14 protein-coding genes, 1 tRNA gene and 1 other RNA gene are annotated in these 18,035 nt (G+C 63.3%); 14 read left to right on the top strand and 2 right to left on the bottom strand.

What is annotated here, in order from left to right; genetic code table 11:
• Positions 1 to 51 precede the first annotated feature (51 nt).
• The 3 genes from BR24_RS02490 to cydB all read left to right on the top strand — a co-directional run bounded on the left by BR24_RS02490 (position 52) and on the right by cydB (position 3,882).
• Positions 52 to 1,380, top strand: a complete 1,329-nt coding sequence (locus BR24_RS02490) for an ATP-dependent 6-phosphofructokinase (protein WP_496539929.1) — start codon at positions 52 to 54, stop codon at positions 1,378 to 1,380.
• A 137-nt stretch (positions 1,381 to 1,517) separates the two neighbouring features.
• The gene (locus BR24_RS02485) at positions 1,518 to 2,822 is read left to right on the top strand and encodes a cytochrome ubiquinol oxidase subunit I (protein WP_496539928.1); all 1,305 of its coding nucleotides are present in this window, start codon (positions 1,518 to 1,520) and stop codon (positions 2,820 to 2,822) included.
• Positions 2,823 to 2,847: 25 nt separating this feature from the next.
• Positions 2,848 to 3,882, top strand: a complete 1,035-nt coding sequence (gene cydB, locus BR24_RS02480; protein ID WP_496539927.1) for a cytochrome d ubiquinol oxidase subunit II — start codon at positions 2,848 to 2,850, stop codon at positions 3,880 to 3,882.
• A 156-nt stretch (positions 3,883 to 4,038) separates the two neighbouring features.
• Here cydB and BR24_RS02475 read toward each other — a convergent pair whose 3' ends face one another.
• Positions 4,039 to 5,469: a sigma 54-interacting transcriptional regulator gene (locus tag BR24_RS02475; protein WP_496539926.1), complete on the bottom strand. Its 1,431-nt coding sequence runs from the start codon at positions 5,467 to 5,469 to the stop codon at positions 4,039 to 4,041.
• A gap of 153 nt (positions 5,470 to 5,622) precedes the next feature.
• On the opposite strand from BR24_RS02475, the gene BR24_RS02470 reads away from it, so the two are divergent.
• The 11 genes from BR24_RS02470 to cysS all read left to right on the top strand — a co-directional run bounded on the left by BR24_RS02470 (position 5,623) and on the right by cysS (position 16,729).
• Positions 5,623 to 7,692, top strand: a complete 2,070-nt coding sequence (locus BR24_RS02470) for a glycosyltransferase (protein ID WP_496539925.1) — start codon at positions 5,623 to 5,625, stop codon at positions 7,690 to 7,692.
• Complete coding sequence (locus tag BR24_RS02465) at positions 7,682 to 9,319, top strand: glycosyltransferase family 2 protein (protein WP_496539924.1); 1,638 nt, start codon at positions 7,682 to 7,684, stop codon at positions 9,317 to 9,319. The genes BR24_RS02470 and BR24_RS02465 overlap by 11 nt, the downstream gene beginning before the upstream one ends.
• 73 nt (positions 9,320 to 9,392) lie before the next feature.
• Complete coding sequence (locus BR24_RS02460; protein ID WP_496539923.1) at positions 9,393 to 10,163, top strand: YkgJ family cysteine cluster protein; 771 nt, start codon at positions 9,393 to 9,395, stop codon at positions 10,161 to 10,163.
• A gap of 1 nt (position 10,164) precedes the next feature.
• Entirely contained in the window at positions 10,165 to 10,653 is a 489-nt protein-coding gene (gene rfaE2, locus BR24_RS02455; RefSeq protein ID WP_496539922.1) for a D-glycero-beta-D-manno-heptose 1-phosphate adenylyltransferase, read from the top strand.
• Positions 10,654 to 10,707: 54 nt separating this feature from the next.
• Positions 10,708 to 10,783, top strand: a tRNA-Ile gene (locus BR24_RS02450).
• Between the two features lie 165 nt (positions 10,784 to 10,948).
• Positions 10,949 to 11,962 carry a Nif3-like dinuclear metal center hexameric protein gene (locus BR24_RS02445; RefSeq protein ID WP_496539921.1) on the top strand — a complete coding sequence of 338 codons (1,014 nt, stop codon included), beginning with the start codon at positions 10,949 to 10,951 and terminating at the stop codon, positions 11,960 to 11,962.
• Positions 11,963 to 11,991: 29 nt separating this feature from the next.
• Positions 11,992 to 12,717, top strand: coding sequence for a zinc ribbon domain-containing protein (locus BR24_RS02440; RefSeq protein WP_496539920.1), 726 nt, complete (start codon positions 11,992 to 11,994; stop codon positions 12,715 to 12,717).
• 37 nt (positions 12,718 to 12,754) lie between these two features.
• Positions 12,755 to 13,116, top strand: an RNA gene (gene rnpB, locus BR24_RS02435) — RNase P RNA component class A.
• A 70-nt stretch (positions 13,117 to 13,186) separates the two neighbouring features.
• Positions 13,187 to 14,377 carry a 2-C-methyl-D-erythritol 4-phosphate cytidylyltransferase gene (gene ispD / locus BR24_RS02430; protein WP_496539919.1) on the top strand — a complete coding sequence of 397 codons (1,191 nt, stop codon included), beginning with the start codon at positions 13,187 to 13,189 and terminating at the stop codon, positions 14,375 to 14,377.
• Positions 14,374 to 15,252, top strand: a complete 879-nt coding sequence (locus tag BR24_RS02425; RefSeq protein WP_496539918.1) for an aq_1923 C-terminal domain — start codon at positions 14,374 to 14,376, stop codon at positions 15,250 to 15,252. Before ispD ends, BR24_RS02425 begins: the two co-directional genes overlap by 4 nt.
• Positions 15,253 to 15,271: 19 nt before the next feature.
• Positions 15,272 to 16,729 carry a cysteine--tRNA ligase gene (cysS, locus tag BR24_RS02420; RefSeq protein WP_496539917.1) on the top strand — a complete coding sequence of 486 codons (1,458 nt, stop codon included), beginning with the start codon at positions 15,272 to 15,274 and terminating at the stop codon, positions 16,727 to 16,729.
• Between the two features lie 204 nt (positions 16,730 to 16,933).
• Here the strand turns inward: cysS and BR24_RS02415 are convergent, their stop codons facing one another.
• The gene (locus tag BR24_RS02415) at positions 16,934 to 17,935 is read right to left on the bottom strand and encodes a type I glyceraldehyde-3-phosphate dehydrogenase (protein ID WP_496539916.1); all 1,002 of its coding nucleotides are present in this window, start codon (positions 17,933 to 17,935) and stop codon (positions 16,934 to 16,936) included.
• Positions 17,936 to 18,035: the final 100 nt, after the last annotated feature.

The following is an 18,035-nucleotide window of genomic DNA, read 5'->3' as shown; positions in this document are numbered from 1 at the left end:
ATATAGCATTGCAGCCAAATCTTCAACCGCTGCCCAAGGAGACTCACCGACATGAAAACCTGCCGAGAGCCTATCTACAAAGCCGGAGACACCACCATCCCGCAGCTGGGCGACCCCCGCGTGGACAGCCCGCTGACCTTCGGACGCTTCGTCGACGACGATGACGCCGTGCTGGTGAACATCTCCCGCAAGAGCGTGGACAGGACCAAGGGCCGCAAGAAGGAACCGGAACACATCTACTTCGAGCTGGCCGGTCCGCGCCAGAAGATCTACTTCGACCCCAAGAAGGCCAAGTGCGCCATCGTCACCTGCGGCGGCCTCTGCCCGGGCCTCAACGACGTCATCCGGTCCATCGTCATGACCGCCCATCACGAGTACAACGTGCCCAGCGTGCTGGGCATTCAATACGGCCTTGCGGGTTTCATACCCGATTACGGCTACGACGTCATTGAACTTACGCCGGAAAGCGTGAACCAGATCCACGAATTCGGCGGCACCATCCTCGGAAGCTCCCGGGGACCGCAGCCCGTGGACCAGATCGTGGACGCGCTGGAGCGCATGAACATCTCCATGCTCTTCATGATCGGCGGCGACGGCACCATGCACGCCGCCGAGGCCATCCAGAAGGAGATCGCCAAGCGCAAGCTGTCCATTTCCATCGTGGGCCTGCCCAAGACCATCGACAACGACATCAACTTCGCCTCGCCGTCCTTCGGCTTCGACACGGCGGTGGAAAAGGCCACGGAGGCCATCCGCTGCGCCCACGTGGAGGCCAACGGCGCACCGTGGGGAATCGGGCTGGTCAAGCTCATGGGCCGCGAATCCGGCTTCATCGCAGCCCAGAGCGCCATGGCCCTGCAGGATGTGAACTTCGTGCTGATCCCCGAGGAGCCGTTCGACCTTTACGGCGACAACGGCTTCCTCGCTCATCTCGAAGAGCGCATGAAGCGGCGCGGACACGCCGTAATCGTGCTGGCTGAAGGCGCGGGACAGGACATCATCGGGCAGACAGGAGCCAAGGACAAGTCCGGCAACGTGGTCCTCGGCGACATCTCCACGGTGCTGCGCACGGAGATCAAGAAACACTTCGAGGAGCTCGGCATCGAACTGACCCTGAAGTACATCGATCCGAGTTACATCATCCGTTCCATCCCGGCCAACTCCAATGACCGCATCTACTGCTCGTTCCTCGGCATCCACGCCGTGCACGCGGCCATGATCGGCCGCACCGGGCTGGTCATCTCCCGCTGGAACGGCCGGTATGTGCACATCCCCATGGAACTGGTGACCAAGCGCCGCAAGCGCATCAACACCTGCTCCAACTATTGGCGGGCCGTGCTCGAATCCACCGGGCAGCCCCTGAACATGCGCAACGAGTAGCCCTGCGACTCACGCAGTCAGGAATGATAATTTTTATTGATTTCTCTGACTGCGTGGGTATGATGCAAAAACGATTGAACATATTGCTCGATTCGGGCTATAAGTGTGCCTGAAATATCATTATCAGGGGGTTTGCAATGGACGTTCTCATGCTTTCAAGGTTGCAATTCGCCGCGGCAACCGCGTTCCACTTCATCTTCGTGCCGCTTACGCTCGGGCTCTCCGTGGTTATTGCGTGCATGGAGACCGCCTACGTGCGCACCGGCAAGGAAGTGTATCGCAGAATGGCGAAATTCTGGGGAAAACTCTTCCTCATCAACTTTGCGCTGGGCGTGGTGACGGGGATCACGCTCGAATTCCAGTTCGGCACCAACTGGGCCGGATACTCCGCCTATGTGGGCGACATTTTCGGATCGCTGCTGGCCATCGAGGCCACGGCGGCCTTCTTCCTCGAATCCACCTTCATCGGCGTATGGCACTTCGGCTGGAAGCGCCTGTCTCCCAAGGCGCACATGATCGCCGCATGGTGTGTGGCCGGTGCGAGCAATCTTTCCGCCATCTGGATTCTCATCGCCAACGGCTTCATGCAGCATCCCGTGGGATACGTGATGCGCAACGGCCGGGCAGAACTCGAAAACTTCACCGAAGTCATCACCAACATGTTCGCGTGGCACCAGTTCATGCACAACGTGCTGGGCGCCTTCTGCGTGGCCGCGTTCTTCGTCATGGGCATTTCCGCATGGCACCTGTACCGCAAGAGCCATGTCGACTTCTTCCGCAAGTCCTTCCGCATCAGCGCCACACTGGGCCTCGTGGCCACGGTTCTGGTGGCGGTGCAGGGACACGCACACGGCAACCACGTGGCCGAGGTGCAGCCCGTCAAGCTGGCGGCCATGGAATCCCACTGGGAGACCAGCACCTACGCGCCCATGTACCTGCTGCAGATTCCCGGACAGGACGGCAACAAACTCGAAGCCCTGCCCATTCCGGGACTGCTGAGCATCCTCGCCTACAACGATCCTTCCGCTGAAGTCATGGGCCTCAACGACGTCCCCGAAGACGAGCGCCCTCCGGTGACGCTGACCTTCATGGCCTTCAGGGGCATGGTCGGCTTCGGCACCCTGATGATCGCGGTGGCGGGCTTTGCGTGGCTCATGCGCAAGCGCATCGAAGACTTTCCCAGGTTCCTCAAGGTGCTGCCGTTCCTCATTCCGGTTCCCTACCTCGCCATGCAGATGGGCTGGATCGTGGCCGAGGTGGGCCGCCAGCCGTGGATCGTCTACGGGCTGATGAAGACTTCCGACGCCGTGTCCCCGGTGACCGCCGGGCAGGTCGGCTTCTCCTTCATCACCATGTGCGCCATCTACACGCTGCTCGGCATCGCCGGCATCTGGCTCATGATCCGCTTCGCCAGACAGGGTCCGGAACCCGAAGAAGGCTAACCCAGGGAATCACAGGAGAAGAATCATGGAACCGACTCACTATCTTCTTGCCACCGTCTGGTTCGTCCTCTGGGGCGTTCTCTGGTCGGTATACTTCATGCTCGACGGCTTCGACCTCGGCTCCGGAACGCTCATGCCGTTCCTCGCAAAGAACGACGCGGAAAAACGGGTCATCTACAACGCGCAGGGGCCCTTCTGGGACGGCAACGAGGTCTGGCTCATCGCCGCGGGCGGCGTCACCTTCGCCGCTTTCCCGCTGGCCTACGCCAAGATGTTCAGCGGGCTGTACACGGCGCTGATGCTGCTGCTCTTCGCCCTGATCCTGCGCGGGGTATCCTTCGAGTTCCGCTCGAAGATCGAGAATACCGCGTGGCGCAAACTCTGGGACGGCTGCCACTTCATCGGCTCGTTCCTGCCCGCCGTGCTGCTCGGCGTGGCCTTCGCCAACCTCTTTCAGGGGCTGCCCCTGGACGAGACCGGCTTCTCGCAGGCAGGACTGTTCGGCCTGATCAACCCTTACGGACTGGCGGGGGGCGTGCTGTTCCTCGTGATGTTCCTCATGCACGGCTCGCTGTGGCTCTCCATCCGCGGCGTCGGCCCGGTCAAGGCCCGCGCCGAGAATCTGGCGGTGAAGCTCTGGCCCCTGCTGGTGCTGCTCACCGTGGCGTTTCTGGTCTACTCCGCGGTCCAGACCAAGCTGTTCAGCAACTACCTCGCCCACCCGTGGCTGCTGCCGATTCTGGCGCTGCCCGTGGCGGGGCTGGTGCTCATGCGCAGCTACATGGGCGCAGGCTCGTGGTGGAAGGCCTGGGGCTCTTCGTCCCTGTTCATCGTGGGCACGGCGCTGTTCGGCGTGACCGGGCTGTTCCCGACGATCATCCTGTCCAACCCGAACCCCGGGCGCAGTCTGACCATCATGAACTCCTCGTCCAGCGAGCTGACCCTGACCATCATGCTCGGCGTGGCGCTGGTGTTCGTGCCCATCGTCATCGCCTACCAGTTCTGGGCCTACAAGACCTTCGCCACGCACAACGTGGATGAACTGGACATGGAATACTAGACGGAGCCAACACCCGAAAGACAAGCAAGGCCCGCCGGAGACGGCGGGCCTTTTCTTTTCCGACTGCGAAAAAGCCATGACGAGACCCCGACCGCCTTGAACGCAAGCGGTCGACACCGGAGCGATCCGGCAACTCAAGGGGCTGGCGTGGCCCGGCTAGAGGCTGATGCCCAGCTTCTTGTACTCGTTGATCTTGTTGCGCAACGTACGCACGGAGATGCCGAGCATTTCGGCGGCGCGGGTGCGGTTGCCCTGCGTTTCGTCAAGGCTCTTGAGGATGAGCTTCTTCTCCATCTCATGCAGCGGCATGACCGAGAGCGCTTCTTCCGCGCTGTGCGGTTCCGGGGGGGCGGCCTCTTCCCCGGCCTGCTGCATCTCGTCGAGGTCGTCGGGCACCCACTCCACGTCGTCCATCAGAAAATGGTCGCGGCGGATGGGCCCGTCCCCGGCCAGCAGCACGGCGCGCTCCATGAGGTTCTGCAGTTCGCGCACGTTGCCGGGCCATTCGTACTCCATGAGCCAGTTCTTGGCGTCTTCGGAGAAGGCCAGCCTGCCCATGCCGTAGGCGGCGCAATATTTGGCGGTAAAGAATTCGGCCAGCCGAACCACGTCCTCGCCGCGCTCGCGAAGGGCCGGGAGCTTGAGCGGGATGACATTCAGCCGGTAGAAAAGGTCTTCGCGGAATTTGCCCTCGCGCACCGTCTGCTCGATGGAACGGTTGGTGGTGGCCAGCACTCGCACGTCCACCTTCACGGTCTCGGTTCCGCCCACGCGGTCGAACTCGGATTCCTGCAGGACGCGCAGCAGCTTGGCCTGCAGCCCCATGTCCATCTCCGTGATTTCGTCCAGCAGGATGGTGCCGCCGTCGGCCAGCTCGAACTTGCCCTGCTTGCGGGCGATGGCTCCGGTGAACGCGCCCTTTTCGTGGCCGAAGAGCTCGGACTCCAGCAGATGCTCGGGCAGGGCCGCGCAGTTGATGGCCACGAACGGCCTCTCGTCGCGGTCGGAGTTGTGGTGCAGGTAGCGGGCGAACATTTCCTTACCCGTACCGGACTCGCCGGAAATGAGCACGGTGGCCTTGGAGCGCGCCACGCGCTTGGCGAGCGCCAGCACTCGCAGGACCGCCGGATGCTGGCCGATGATGGAGAATCTGGACTCCCCGCGAGGCGGAGGGGGCGGGACGTCGGGGGCGACGGGCGCCGGCTCCGGCTCGGGTTCCGGCTCGGCATCCCGGGCGGCCTGAGGCAGAATCAGCCGAATCTTGTCCCAGACGAGCGGCTCCAGCCAGTAATCGCGTGCGCCCTGTTCGAGGAATTCTCGCGCTTCCTCGGCGGACCCGCTGGGCGAGAAGACCACCACCGGCGGAAACTCGGGATCGTCAGCAGCCTGACCGAGCAGGTCCGACGCGGAAAAACCCTGCAGTCGGGGACGACAGAAGACCACGGCCGGCCGGGATTTGCGAATGAACCCGAGCGCGCCGTTGAGAGTATCGGCCAGACCGGCCTGCAACCCCTGCTCCCTGAGCGCGGGGAAGATGCCCGTCACGGCCTGCGGTTCCGCGATGAAAAGGACCGTGTTAGCCGTCATGATTCCGAATTCATAGCCGCTAACACGCACGATTTCAATAGCCTTGAGGAAAACCCGCTTTCTTGCGCGGTTTCCGGCGGCGTGATACCTATTCCATGCCCGACGGCAAGCCCCTGCCGCCGGAGACATACCGCCGGGAGACTCCCCAGAGACATGTCCTTCAAAAGCATACCCGTTTTCTGCTACCACGACGTCGGCCCCGAAGGCGGCCTGAGCGCCGAACGGTTCCGCGAACACCTCGACGCCATCGAGGACGCCGGATACGCCACCGCCACCGCGGCCGATCTCGCGGCCTTCATGCGCGGCGAGAAAAAGCTCGACGGACGCCGCGTGGTCCTGACCTTCGACGACGGCCACATCTCCAGCCGCACGGTCATCGCGCCCGAGCTGGCCAAGCGCGGCATGACCGGATGCTTTTTCGTGCTGCCCGATTTCATGGACGACGCCCCGGCGCGCGACGAGAAGCGTATGCCGCAGCCAAAACACATGCGCCAGTGCTTCATCGACGCCTACGGCAGCGGGAACAACGCCCAGTTCATCAACACCGGCGAAACCGCCGAGATGCTGTCCATGGGCATGGAGATCCATTCCCACGGCCTGCGGCATCAGGGAACCTTCCGGACCCTCGACCGAAACCGGCTCATGGGCGACCCCCGAGCGCACTGGGGCGCGTGGAGCATCTACCCCGGCTTCTACCCGGGCTGGCCCGTCTTCGACGTGGGCAGCGCCTATGTCCACGACGGCTTTTGGCCCACCCTGCGCGAGGACGGCGTGCCGCAGTTCCGGCTTCGCCCCGAGCAGGAACGGCGGGCATTCTGTCTCAAGGATTTTCGCGACAGCCTTGAACGGGTGCGCGAACTCAACGGCCTCGACGAGCAGCTCTTCTGCTGGCCGTGGGGCCATTTCGACGAACTTTCCATGAACGCGCTCAAGGAGGCCGGATACGCCGGGTCCTTCACGCTGGAGCGCGGCCCAAACGTCCGCGGCGGTGACCCATACAAAATGCATCGCGTGGGCGTCGGCAGGAACAAGAGCGGCAAGTGGGTGCAGCAGCGGCTTCGCATGTACGGCAACCGCGTCAGCGCCACCGTCTGCTTCAAGCGCTTCACCAAAAAGCCCGCGCCCAAGTGCGTACTCTACGCAACCGACTCCTCCAAGCTCTCGGGCGGCTCGCGACAGATGGTCAACAACGCCGAGGCCATGCGCGACCTCGGCCTGCGCACACTGGCGCTGCTCAAGCCCGACTCCCCGCTCAAGGCTGAAATGGAGCGCGCGGGCGCCCAGGTCTTTGAGTACGACGGCTTCGACAGGCCGCTGGCGGGTGCCTCGCATCTCAAGCGGCTTGCGCACGAGCACGACGTCGACGTGGTGCACACCTTTCACAACCGCGCCTACAAGCTCGGGTCGCTGGCCCGGCTCATGGGCGGCAGATTCAAGCTGTTCATCAACCGTGGCGTCATCTCCCGGCCCAATGACGTCTTCTTTCTCTGGACCGCTCCGGCTGACGCGGTGGTCTGTAACTCGGTCATGTGCGCTGACGTGCTTCGCAAAAAGCGCATCCCGAAGAAACGGCTGGCCGTGGTCTACAACGCTTACAACGGCCCTGATCTCGGCGGCGTGCGCGAACGCAAGAAGCGCGGCGTGCGCGTGCTGTACATCGGCAACGCGGCCGCGGTGAAAGGGTTCGACGTTTTTCTGCGCGCCATGGAAGAGTTTTGCAAACAGGATGCGCGCGACGTGGAGTTCGTGGCCGTCGGCGTGCGCGAATCCGAGATGAAGCGCTTCGACGGCGTGGTCTCAGCCGCCACGCCGGACCGCCTGAACCTGACCGGCGTACTGGAACACGCCGAGACGCTGGAGCAGGTTCGCGCTTCCGATCTGATCGTGGTACCATCGCGCAAGGAGAGTCTGCCCAACACCCTGCTGGAGGCTTTCGATGCGGGCCTGCCCGCCGTGGTGACCCGTGTTGGCGGGATGCCGGAGCTGGTACGCGACGGCGTCAACGGCTTCATCTGCGGCGACGAGGACGCAGAATGCATCGCCCGGCGCATCCGGCAACTCTGCGAGGACCGCGACCTGCGCATGGACATGGGCCGGGTGAACCGTCGCATCGTGCGCACGCTCATGACGCGGCAGGCCAAGGGCATGAACCTCGTGCGCGTGTACATGGGGCAACGCCCGCTCTCCGCTCTGAACATCGAGGAGGTTTCGGATGACGGATAACCCGGTGCTCGAATTCTGGAACAGCCTGCCGCAGGAGCTGTCGCACCTGTTGGCGCAGGGCTTTACCGGCCGCACGCACCTGCTCAAGGTGGCGCGCGCCGCGCTGGCCTCCGGCGACCAGGAGCTGTACCCGGTGGCAGGCAGCGCCCTGACCACGGCTTTCTCCGAAAATCCGCTGGACGGCGTGTTCGCTGAACAGATGCTGCGCTCTCCGGAAGTGTCCGGACTGCTTCCGGACGAAACCGTGGCCACGCTTCAGGCGGTCAAGGACCTCTGGCGCGAGCCCAGAAGCGCGGACCACCTCAACAGGCTGGCAGGCAAGAAGGACTTTCGGCGCATCAAGGAATTCATCGCCAGACAGGCCGCCACGGACCCGGAGAATCTCTTCTGGGCCTCCAAGGCGGCCTTTTTCGGGCTAGTCGACAACGACCCCGACTTCGTGGAGAGCCTGCTGCCTCCGCTCACCGGCGGCCCCGCAGACAAGGCCCAGGTTCCCCTTCGCGAAGAAATCGAACGTTTCCGCGGCACGCCCTGCGAGCCCGACCCGCTGGTGGTGCAGGGCGATCCCGTCTTCGGCAGGGGCTGGGGCGCCATGCACGCAGGCCTGCGGCTTGCCCGCGAGGGGTACCGCGACGAGGCCGCCCTGTGGCTCATGGAGGCCTTCAAGGCCATGCCGTGGAACGCGGGCCTGCTGCTGCGACTGCACGACCTTCTCGGCAGCGTGGACCTCGAACGGGCGGCATTGCTCGGCCGCACTGCAGTCTTGCTCTACTCATGGAACAAGCGGGAGGACCTTGACGCCACCCTCGGCTCCCTGTTTCGCGCCGGGGACGACCCGGATCTGCTCGTGCTGGACAACGGCTCGGACGACGGAACCGCCACCGTTCTCGAACAGTGGGAACACCGCTTCAACGCCCGGCGGGGGGACAGCTTCACGCGCATCTCGCTGCCCGTGAACACGGGCGCGGCCGTGGCCCGCAACTGGCTGCTCAAGGAGGCGCTGGAGCGCGGATACGACTTTCTCTGCTACCTCGACGACGACGTGGACCTGCCCGCGGACTGGCTGCAACGCCTCGGCGCGGCCGTGCAGCGATATCCCGAGGCGGCGGTCTGGGGATGCAAGGTGGTGGACCACGCCAACCCCGCCATAATCCAGCACGCCGACCATCAGCTGGAAATCCCGGAGAATCAGGGTACCGGCGACCCCGGCCTGTTCGTGCAGACGCTGGACGCGGGCCTGTTCGACTACATGCGCCCCTGCGACTCGGTGACCGGGTGCTGCCACCTCTTCCGGACAGAGACCCTGCGCTCCTCCGGCGGCTTCGACATCCGGCTCTCACCGTCGCAGTACGACGACCTTGAGCACGACATCCGCCTGCTGAAGAACGGCGGGTACGCCGTCTATCAGGGGCACCTCGCGGTGCGGCACCGCAAGCGCAGCGGCATGGCCAGCCATAGCTCCCCGCAGGCCGAGGGCAACGCGCTGGGCAACAAGTTCAAGCTGCAGGCGCTGCACCCCAACGAGGAACTCCGGGAACTGGAGCACGCAGGTCGCGAGCGGCTGCTGAAGGACCTGCGGGAAAAAGCAGCGCATCTGGGCCTGATGCTGGATGTTTCGGCCCGGTAAATTTGACAAACATGTCCGCGACATCTATTCGCGTCTCAAAAAAGACGGGAGCATGGCGCTTCCCGGAGGTTTCATGAGCCAAGAAGACCAGACCAAGGATTTTCTCGACAGCCTGCCCGAACTCAAGCCGGGCGAAAAAATAAACTTTCGCTGCTACCCGGGCATCAAGTGCTTCAACAAGTGCTGCAGCGACCTGAACCTCGTGCTCGCCCCGTACGACGTGCTTCGCCTGCGCCGCAGCCTCGACATGTCCAGTCGCGACTTCATCCACTCCTTCGTGGACGCGCAGAAGTCCGAAGGAAGCCACTTTCCCCTGCTGCACCTGCGCATGACCGACACCGCGGGACGCAGCTGTCCCTACGTCCGCGAGCAAGGCTGCTCCGTCTACCCGGACCGCCCGGGCGCATGCCGCACCTACCCGCTGGGACGCGCCGCGCGCCCCGACGGAGAAGGCGGCGTCACAGAACAGTTCTTCGTGGTGCGCGAGGATCACTGTCGCGGCTTTGAAGAACCGGACGAGTGGGACACCGACGAATGGTTCGCGGATCAGGGCTTTGACGACTACATCCGTTTCAACGACCGCTACATGCACATCATGTCGCAGGTGAACCAGTCCGGCCGCATGCTCAATGACCGCATGGTCCAGATGATCATGCTCTGCCTGTACCAGATCGACGACTTCCAGCAGTTCGCGCAGGACATGAAGCTGTTCGAACGAGTGGAAATAGACGAGGAACGCCAGAAGGCCGTGGTCGAAAACGAAGAGGCCGCGCTGGAATTCGGCATGGACTGGCTGGAGCTGCTGCTCCTCGGTCCGGTCGGCAACCTCAAGCCCAGAGTCTAGCATGAATGTGCCCGCCAGCCCCAAGGTCCTGACCGTGGCCGAGTTCCGCGCCAAGCGCGAGGAGCTAGCCGAGAAGCGGCTCGTGTTCACCAACGGCTGCTTCGACCTGCTGCACCCCGGCCACGTGGACTACCTGCAGCGCGCCCGGCAGCTCGGAGACGCGCTCCTGGTGGGGCTGAACAGCGACGCCTCGGTGCGCAGGCTCGGCAAGGGCGACGATCGCCCCGTCAACGGACAGGACGCGCGCGCCTTCGTGCTCGCGGGGCTCGCCTGCGTGGATTTCGTGATCATCTTCGATGAGGACACTCCGTTTGAGCTGATCCGGGCCGTGCGTCCGCAGATTCTGGTAAAAGGCGGAGACTGGCCGGTGGAGAAGATCGTCGGACGCGACGTGGTGGCGGCTGACGGCGGAAAAGTGCTAAGTATTCCGCTGCTTGAAGGGTATTCGACCACCTCGGTCATTGAACGCATCCGGTCGGACATTGCGTAACGAACGCTTGACAAACAGGCTTTTCCCGGATATCGGGTTTTGTTCTTGCGGAGTGGGCCAGTAGCTCAGTTGGCAGAGCCACCGGCTCATAACCGGTCGGTCCCAGGTTCAAATCCTGGTTGGCCCACCACCCCTAACCCCTCAACCATGGGGGAACGAGAACCGTGCCCATGAGCGTGAAGCGAATCCCGCGCCGCATCCGGAACAAGGCTCTATGCTGATATGAGATGATTCGATGCTCCTTGAGGGAAATGCCCGATAGGAGCATCTTCTTTTCGACGCAGGAATAAATTTCATGGAAATTCAGGCTGTTCTCAATATCGTGCGTTCGTTGGCACCCGAAGAACTGCAGGCCGGATGGGACAACTCCGGGGTGCAGGTTTCCGGCGTGGCCGACAGAGCGGACAAGGTGGCGGTGACGCTGGAGCCCACTCCCGAGGCGGTAGCGCGCTGTCTTGACTGGGGGGCTTCCCTCGTGGTGACCCACCACCCGCTGTACATGAAGCCCAAGGCGCCCACCGGCGGCGCCTATCTCGACGTCCTGCGGGCCTGCATCCGCGCCGACGCATGGCTGTATGCCGCGCACACCTCGCTCGACTCCGCCCCCGAAGGCCCCGCCTTCTGGCTCGGGGACGATCTGGGCCTGCAGAACCGCAGGGTGCTGGAGCCGGGCACGGCGACCACGCCCATCGAGGTCTCCTTCTACGCCCCCAAGCCGCTGGGCCGCGAAGACGGCGAACGCTGGGCGGACCGTGAAGGCGTGCACAGCGTGTCGCAGAGCGCCGCGGGCGAAGTGCGGCTCATCGTGGAGCGCGACGCATGGCCCTTCGTGTCCGAGGCCATCGCCTTCGGTCAGGGGGAGCGGCCCGAATTCTACATTCGCGAGCTCGTTGAACCAAGGACGGTGGCCGGACTTGGCGAGGCGGGCGAGCTGCCGGAGGAGCTTTCCTTCGACGACTTCATGCAGCGCCTGCACGACCTCACCGGACGGCGCTACCTGCCCCACTGCGGGCCGCGTCCGGAAACGGTGCGCACCGTCGCCTACTGCGGCGGCTCCGGTTCCTCGCTGGCGAACCGCGCATCCGGGGCGGACGTGTTCGTCACCGGCGACATGAAATACCATCCGGCGGTGGACGCCGGTACCGAGGGTTCGGTCTGCATCATTGACGCCGGACACTTTTCCATAGAAGAAGAGATGATGCGCCGCTTCGCCGCGGAGCTGGGAGCCGCACTGGAAGGCGTGGAAGTCCGCTTCTTCCCGGGCGAGGACCCGTTCCGCTGGTCGGTGGCGAAGAATAAAGACGGTTAATTTTCCAAATATAATCGAGAGGTATCAACATGTACCAGAAACAGATCGAACAGCTTGTGGTGCTGCAGCAGGTGGATGACGAGATCCTCGTGCTGGAGGAAGAGATCGGCAGGGCCCCGCGTGAGCTGGCCGCCCTCGAAGAGCAGCTCGAAGGCTTCCGCGCCCGCAAGGAGCAGATCGAGGATAAGCTGAACCTGCTCGACGAACAGCGCAACAAGCTGGGCGGCGAGATCGAGGAAGACGACGCCAAGATCAAAAAGAGCAAGAACAAGCTGATGCTGGTGGACAACACCAAGCAGTATCACGCCATGATGCGCGAGATGGACAGCCTGGAAAAGCTCAACCGCATGCGCGAGGAAGAATACGAGGCCGTCAAGGAAGAGCTGGCCCGTCAGGCCGAGCTGGTCCGTCAGGTGGGCGAGGAAATGGACGAAGTGCAGAAAGAGTACGACGCCAAGAAGACCACCCTCGACGAACGCGTTGCGCAGGCCCAGAAGCAGCTCGACGCCCTTCAGAAGAAACGCGCCAAGGCCTGCGAAGTCGTGCCGCCGCCGATCCTCGGCCGTTACGAGTTCATCCGCTCGCGTCTGGACAACCCGGTCATCGTGGCTGTGGAAGAGTCCGTGTGCACCGGCTGTCACATCAAGATTCCGCCGCAGGAATACAATGAGCTGCAGAAGGGCAAGCAGATTCTCTCCTGCCCCAACTGCCAGCGCCTCATCTTCTGGTCCGAGCACGTTAGCACGGCAGACTAGATCGAGACCAACGCCGTTCGACGGCGAATGATATCATGGAGTCGGACGGACCACCGCCGCGGTGTATTCCGGGGAGGAAAGTCCGGGCTCCGCAGGGCAGGACGCTGGGTAACTCCCAGGGGGAGCGATCCCCGGCAAGCGCAACAGAAAGCAGACCGCCCTCCGGCTCGCCGGAAGGTAAGGGTGAAACGGTGGGGTAAGAGCCCACCGGCGGGCATGGCGACATGCCCGGCCAGGTATGCCCCGTCCGGAGCAAAACCAAATAGGGAAGCGCTTGAGGTCGGCCCGACCGAGGCTTCCGGGTAGGTTGCTTGAGACGGCGAGTAATCGTCGTCCTAGATGAATGGTGGTCACCCCTTCACGGGGACACAGAACCCGGCTTACAGTCCGGCTCCGCTTGACAGACCCGCGCGGGGGGCTCCGGTCCCCCGCGCGTTTTTGCAGGCAGCAACCGAGGTGAAAAACACCAATGGCAAAGCCCGCCCATCCCACGGCCGTGATCCTCGCCGCAGGCAGCGGCTCACGCATGGCCGACGCCACAGGCGGCGTCCCCAAGCAGTACCTGTCCCATGCGGGCGTACCGCTCTTCTGGCTGAGCGCGCGCACCTTTTCCCGGGTCGCCGCCCTGCGCGGTCTCGTTTTCGTTTTTCCGCCCGCCGACGCCGAACGAATGCGCGCCGAAGTCGAACGCCTCAACGCCGAGGAAGACCTTGGCCTGCCCTTCAGTGTCGTCGAAGGCGGTGCAAGGCGTCAGGATTCAGTCCGAAACGGCCTTGCCGCACTCGACCGTAAATGCGACACCGTACTCGTGCACGACGCGGCCCGTCCGTTCGCCACGGCCTCCCTCATCACCGCGCTGCTCGATGCGCTCGACGGGGATGCCGACGGCGCGATTCCGGCCGTGGAAGTGACGGACACCGTCAAGCGCGTAGAGGGAGCCACTGTCTCGGAAACGCTGGTGCGCGCCGAGCTTCGCGCGGTCCAGACACCGCAGGCTTTCCATCGCCACCCGCTCGAGGAGGCCCACCGCCGCGCCGTGGAGGAAGACTGGAAAGTCACCGACGACGCGAGCATGGTGGAACGGCTCGGAACGGTGGTCACGGTCCCCGGCGAGATCGGCAACTGCAAGATAACCACCCCCGAAGACCTGAAACGGCTGGAGGAACCCGTGGCCGAACTCAGCGTGACCGGCTGGGGATACGACGTACACCGCTTCGGAGGCGAACGGCCGCTGGTTCTTGGCGGCGTAGCGATTCCCGGCGGCCCCGGCATACATGCCCACTCAGACGGCGACGTGCTGCTGCACGCCCTTGCCGACGCCATCCTCGGCACCTTCGGCGGCGGCGACATCGGGAGCCACTTCCCTGACACCGACCCGAATTTCGACGGCGCCAACAGCGGCGTCCTGCTCAAGGAAGTGCAGCTCATGGCCATGAAGGCCGGAGCTCGCATCGTCCACGCCGACCTGACCGTCATTGCCCAGACCCCGAAGCTGGCCCCGCACGCCAAGGGCATCCGCCGCAACGTGGCCCGCCTGCTCGGGCTGGATGAATCCTTCGTCAACTTCAAGGCCACCACCGAGGAAAAACTCGGCTTCACCGGCGAGAAGAAAGGCATCAAGGCCGTGGCCTGCGTCAGCGCCGTCCGGAGGCTCGCATGAACCGCGGCATAAAGATTCTGCTGATCGCACTCGTGGTCATCGCCGCCCTGTACGGCGGGCTGAAATGGTTCGTGCAGTCGCAGGTGGAAAAGGGCATCCGTCAGGCGGCACAGTCGCACGGGGCCGAGGTGAGCTGGCAGACCCTGAACGTGAATCTTCTGAAGCGCTCCGTGTCCATGGACGGCATGGAGGCGGTCTGGAACGGCCGGGAGTACAGCGCCGAGCGCATCGACTTCATTGATCTGGACCACAAGAACCGGCCTCCCCACTTCGCTCACGTGGAGGTGCAGGGGGCGGACTTCGCCCTCGACCCGCAGCTGCTGGGCTGGGCCTCGGCGCTCGCATCCGGCATGCGCCTCGAGCGCGTCCGCGGGGATCTGGCCCTTGACTACAAATACGACAAGGGCGACAACTCCCTGCGAGTCAAACGCATGGCCGCCGACCTGAAAGGCATCGGCGACCTCGAGGGCTCGATCGGCCTGCACAACATCGAACTGGAGACCTTCGGCCTTGCCGACCTCGTGGGCCTTCAGGTGGGCAAAAGCAGGATGCGCTTCACCGACGGCGGGCTGCTGGACCGGCTTTCCCTGGCACTGGTCGCCGGGCCGGAAGAGGAACGACGCGAACGCTTCGCCGCATCGCTGGACCTGCTGGCTCGCAGCGCCGAAGGCCGGCAACAGCCCATCATGGCCGAAGCGTACGCCGACCTCGGACGCTTCTTCGAAGACGGCGGCACGCTCAGACTCAGCACCGCGCCGCCGGAGCCCGTCCCGTGGCTCTACTTCTACATGGGCAACTCTCCGGAGCGAATCGCCCGGATGCTGGCCCTTGAAGTCACGGTGAAAAACGAATCAAAAGTCAATAAATCCAAATAGCCATAAACGGAGCAATACGATGAAACTCTACAACACCCTGGCGAGGAAGAAACAGGAGTTCACCCCGGCGAACGGCAACGACGTCTCCATGTACGTCTGCGGCATCACCGCCTACGACCTCTGTCACATCGGCCACGCCCGCTCCAGTGTGGTCTTCGACGTCCTGTACCGCTACCTCAAGCACCGGGGCTACGACGTCACCTTCATCCGCAACTTCACGGACATCGACGACAAGATCATCAAGCGCGCCAACGAGACCGGCATGGGGTCCGGCGAAGTGGCCGAGAAATACATTCAGGAATTCTACGTGGACATGGACCGCCTCAACGTGGAACGGGCCACAGTGGAACCCAAGTGCACCCAGCACATCCCCGAGATGATCGAACTGACCCGGCATCTCATCGAAAAGGGGCACGCCTACGCCGCGGACAACGGCGACGTCTATTTCCGTGTGCGCACCTTCGACGGCTACGGCAAACTCTCCGGCCGCCAGATCGACGAGCTTGAGTCGGGCGCCCGCATTCAGCCCGGTGAAAAGAAGGAGGATCCTCTCGACTTCACCCTCTGGAAAGCCGCCAAGCCCGACGAGCCCTCTTGGGACTCCCCGTGGGGCCCCGGCCGTCCCGGCTGGCATCTCGAGTGCTCGGCCATGAGTGAAAAATATGCTCCTCTGCCGCTGGACATCCACGGCGGCGGGCAGGACCTGGCGTTCCCGCACCACGAAAACGAGATCGCCCAGTCCGAAGCCGCCACCGACAAAGCCTTCGCCCGCTACTGGGTGCACAACGGATTCGTGCGCATCAACTCGGAAAAGATGTCCAAGAGCCTCGGCAACTTCTTCACCATCCGCGACATCCTCGCCCAGTTTCTGCCCGAGACCCTGCGCTATTTCCTGCTGACCATGCACTACCGCAGCCCGCTCGACTTCTCCTTCGAAGCGCTGGAAGAGGCAGAGAAAGGACTCAAGCGCGTCTACACCGCCCTCGACCAGATCGAGACCGCCCTCGGTCGCGCCAAATGGAAGAAATCCCCCTTCCCCGAAGAACTCACCCAGGAGCTGGCCGACATCGAAGCCAAGTGGACCGAAGCCATGGAAGACGACATGAACACCGCCGCCGCCCTCGGCCAGCTGTTCAATGCCGTTCGCCTCGCCGGACGCGTGGCCGAAGACAAGAAGCTGCGCCAGTCCGAAGGCGCACGCGATCTCTGGACCCGCATCCGCGAAGACGTCGCGGTATGGGCGCAGGTCTTTGGCGTCTTCGGCCGTGAGCCCGGAGAGTTCCTCACCGAACTCCGCGACAAACGCGCCGAACGAAAGGAAATAAACCCGGCCGTCATTCAGACCAAGCTGGATGAACGCCAGCAGGCACGCAAAGACAAGGACTTCGAGCGAGCCGACACCATCCGCAAGGAACTCGAAGCCATGAGCGTGGAGGTCAAAGACACTCCCGAAGGCGCCACCTGGGACGTCATTTAGAAAAGATTCCCATGATTCAAAAAAAAGGGAGCATCCGCGGATGCTCCCTTTTTTATTGATCATTGAATTTCGGCGGGTTCCGGCGGCCCCTCCCGGCGGGCCAAAGGCCCCCTTTTGTATGTCATGCCGAGCTGAAGAGCCATGCAAAAAGAATGGAATCACTGCCTTGCAGCGATCTACTGGCCGGACCGGGGCTTGTCGGCCTTACCCTTCCTGCTTCGCGGACACTTTCAGTGTCTGCATTGCCTTCAGAAGGCGGACCAGCTGGTTGGAAAAGCCTGCCTCGTTATCATACCACGCCAGAAGCCGAAGCATGGTGCCGTCGGTGACGAGTGTCAGCTCTTCGTCGACGACGGAACCGTAAGTGGAGCCATTGAAGTCGGACGAGACGAGCGGCTTTGAACTGTAGCCCAGATGCTCGCTGGCAGCATTGCGCAGGATGGCACGGACCTCGTCGGTAGTCGTGGGCGTTTCGAGTTCGCAGACGAGATCGATGAGGGCAACGCTGGCAACAGGGACTCGAAGAGCTGTACCGAAGAGCTTCCCCTTGAGTTCCGGGATGACTTTTTCGACCGTCTTGTGCGCGCCGACCGGGGTCGGGACAATATTCATTGCCGCCGCGCGGGCCCGGCGGGTATCGGAATGGCTTCCGTCCAGCAGCCGTTGACGCATCGTGTAGGGATGAACCGTGGTCATGTTGCCGTGGACGATCCCGAATCGCCTCAGAATGTGCCGGACAGGCAGGGCCAGGCAGTTTGCCGTGCATGAGGCGTTGGAGATGACGCGGTGTTCGCTGCGGAGGTCGCCGTCGTTGGCCCCCATGACCACCGTGACGTCGGCGCCCTCAGACGGGGCCGCGATGACCACTCGCCCGGCTCCGCGTTGCAGATGTCGCTCGGCATCTCGCCGTTTCGTGAATATTCCGGTCGATTCAACCACGGTATCGACGCCATCGGAACGCCAGTCCCATTCCTCGGGGGAGCGGCGGGAATAGCGGATGGTCGCCCCGCCAACCCTGATGATATCCGGGGCAAGCAATTCCGCATCGGGAAAGCGGCCGTGCACAGAGTCGTACTTCAACAGATGCACTGCCTCGTCTGCGGGCATTATGTCGTTTACCGCCACCAGTTGCAGGGCCTGCTCGCTGGCCAGGAGGTGCGCCAGATAGCGTCCGATTCTACCAAATCCGTTGATTGCTATGCGCATTGTATTTCTGTCGACTCGGTTTTGACAGGCATGAGGCGGGCCCACAGCAGAACCGCAGGGGTTCCGCTGTCAGTGTCGCAGGTTCATGGAGCGGAAAGGA

The sequence above is a fragment of the Pseudodesulfovibrio halophilus DSM 5663 genome, from assembly GCF_059568665.1.
The sequence above is the reverse complement of the archived record's forward strand: the minus strand, read 5'-3'. Positions and strand labels throughout refer to the sequence as shown.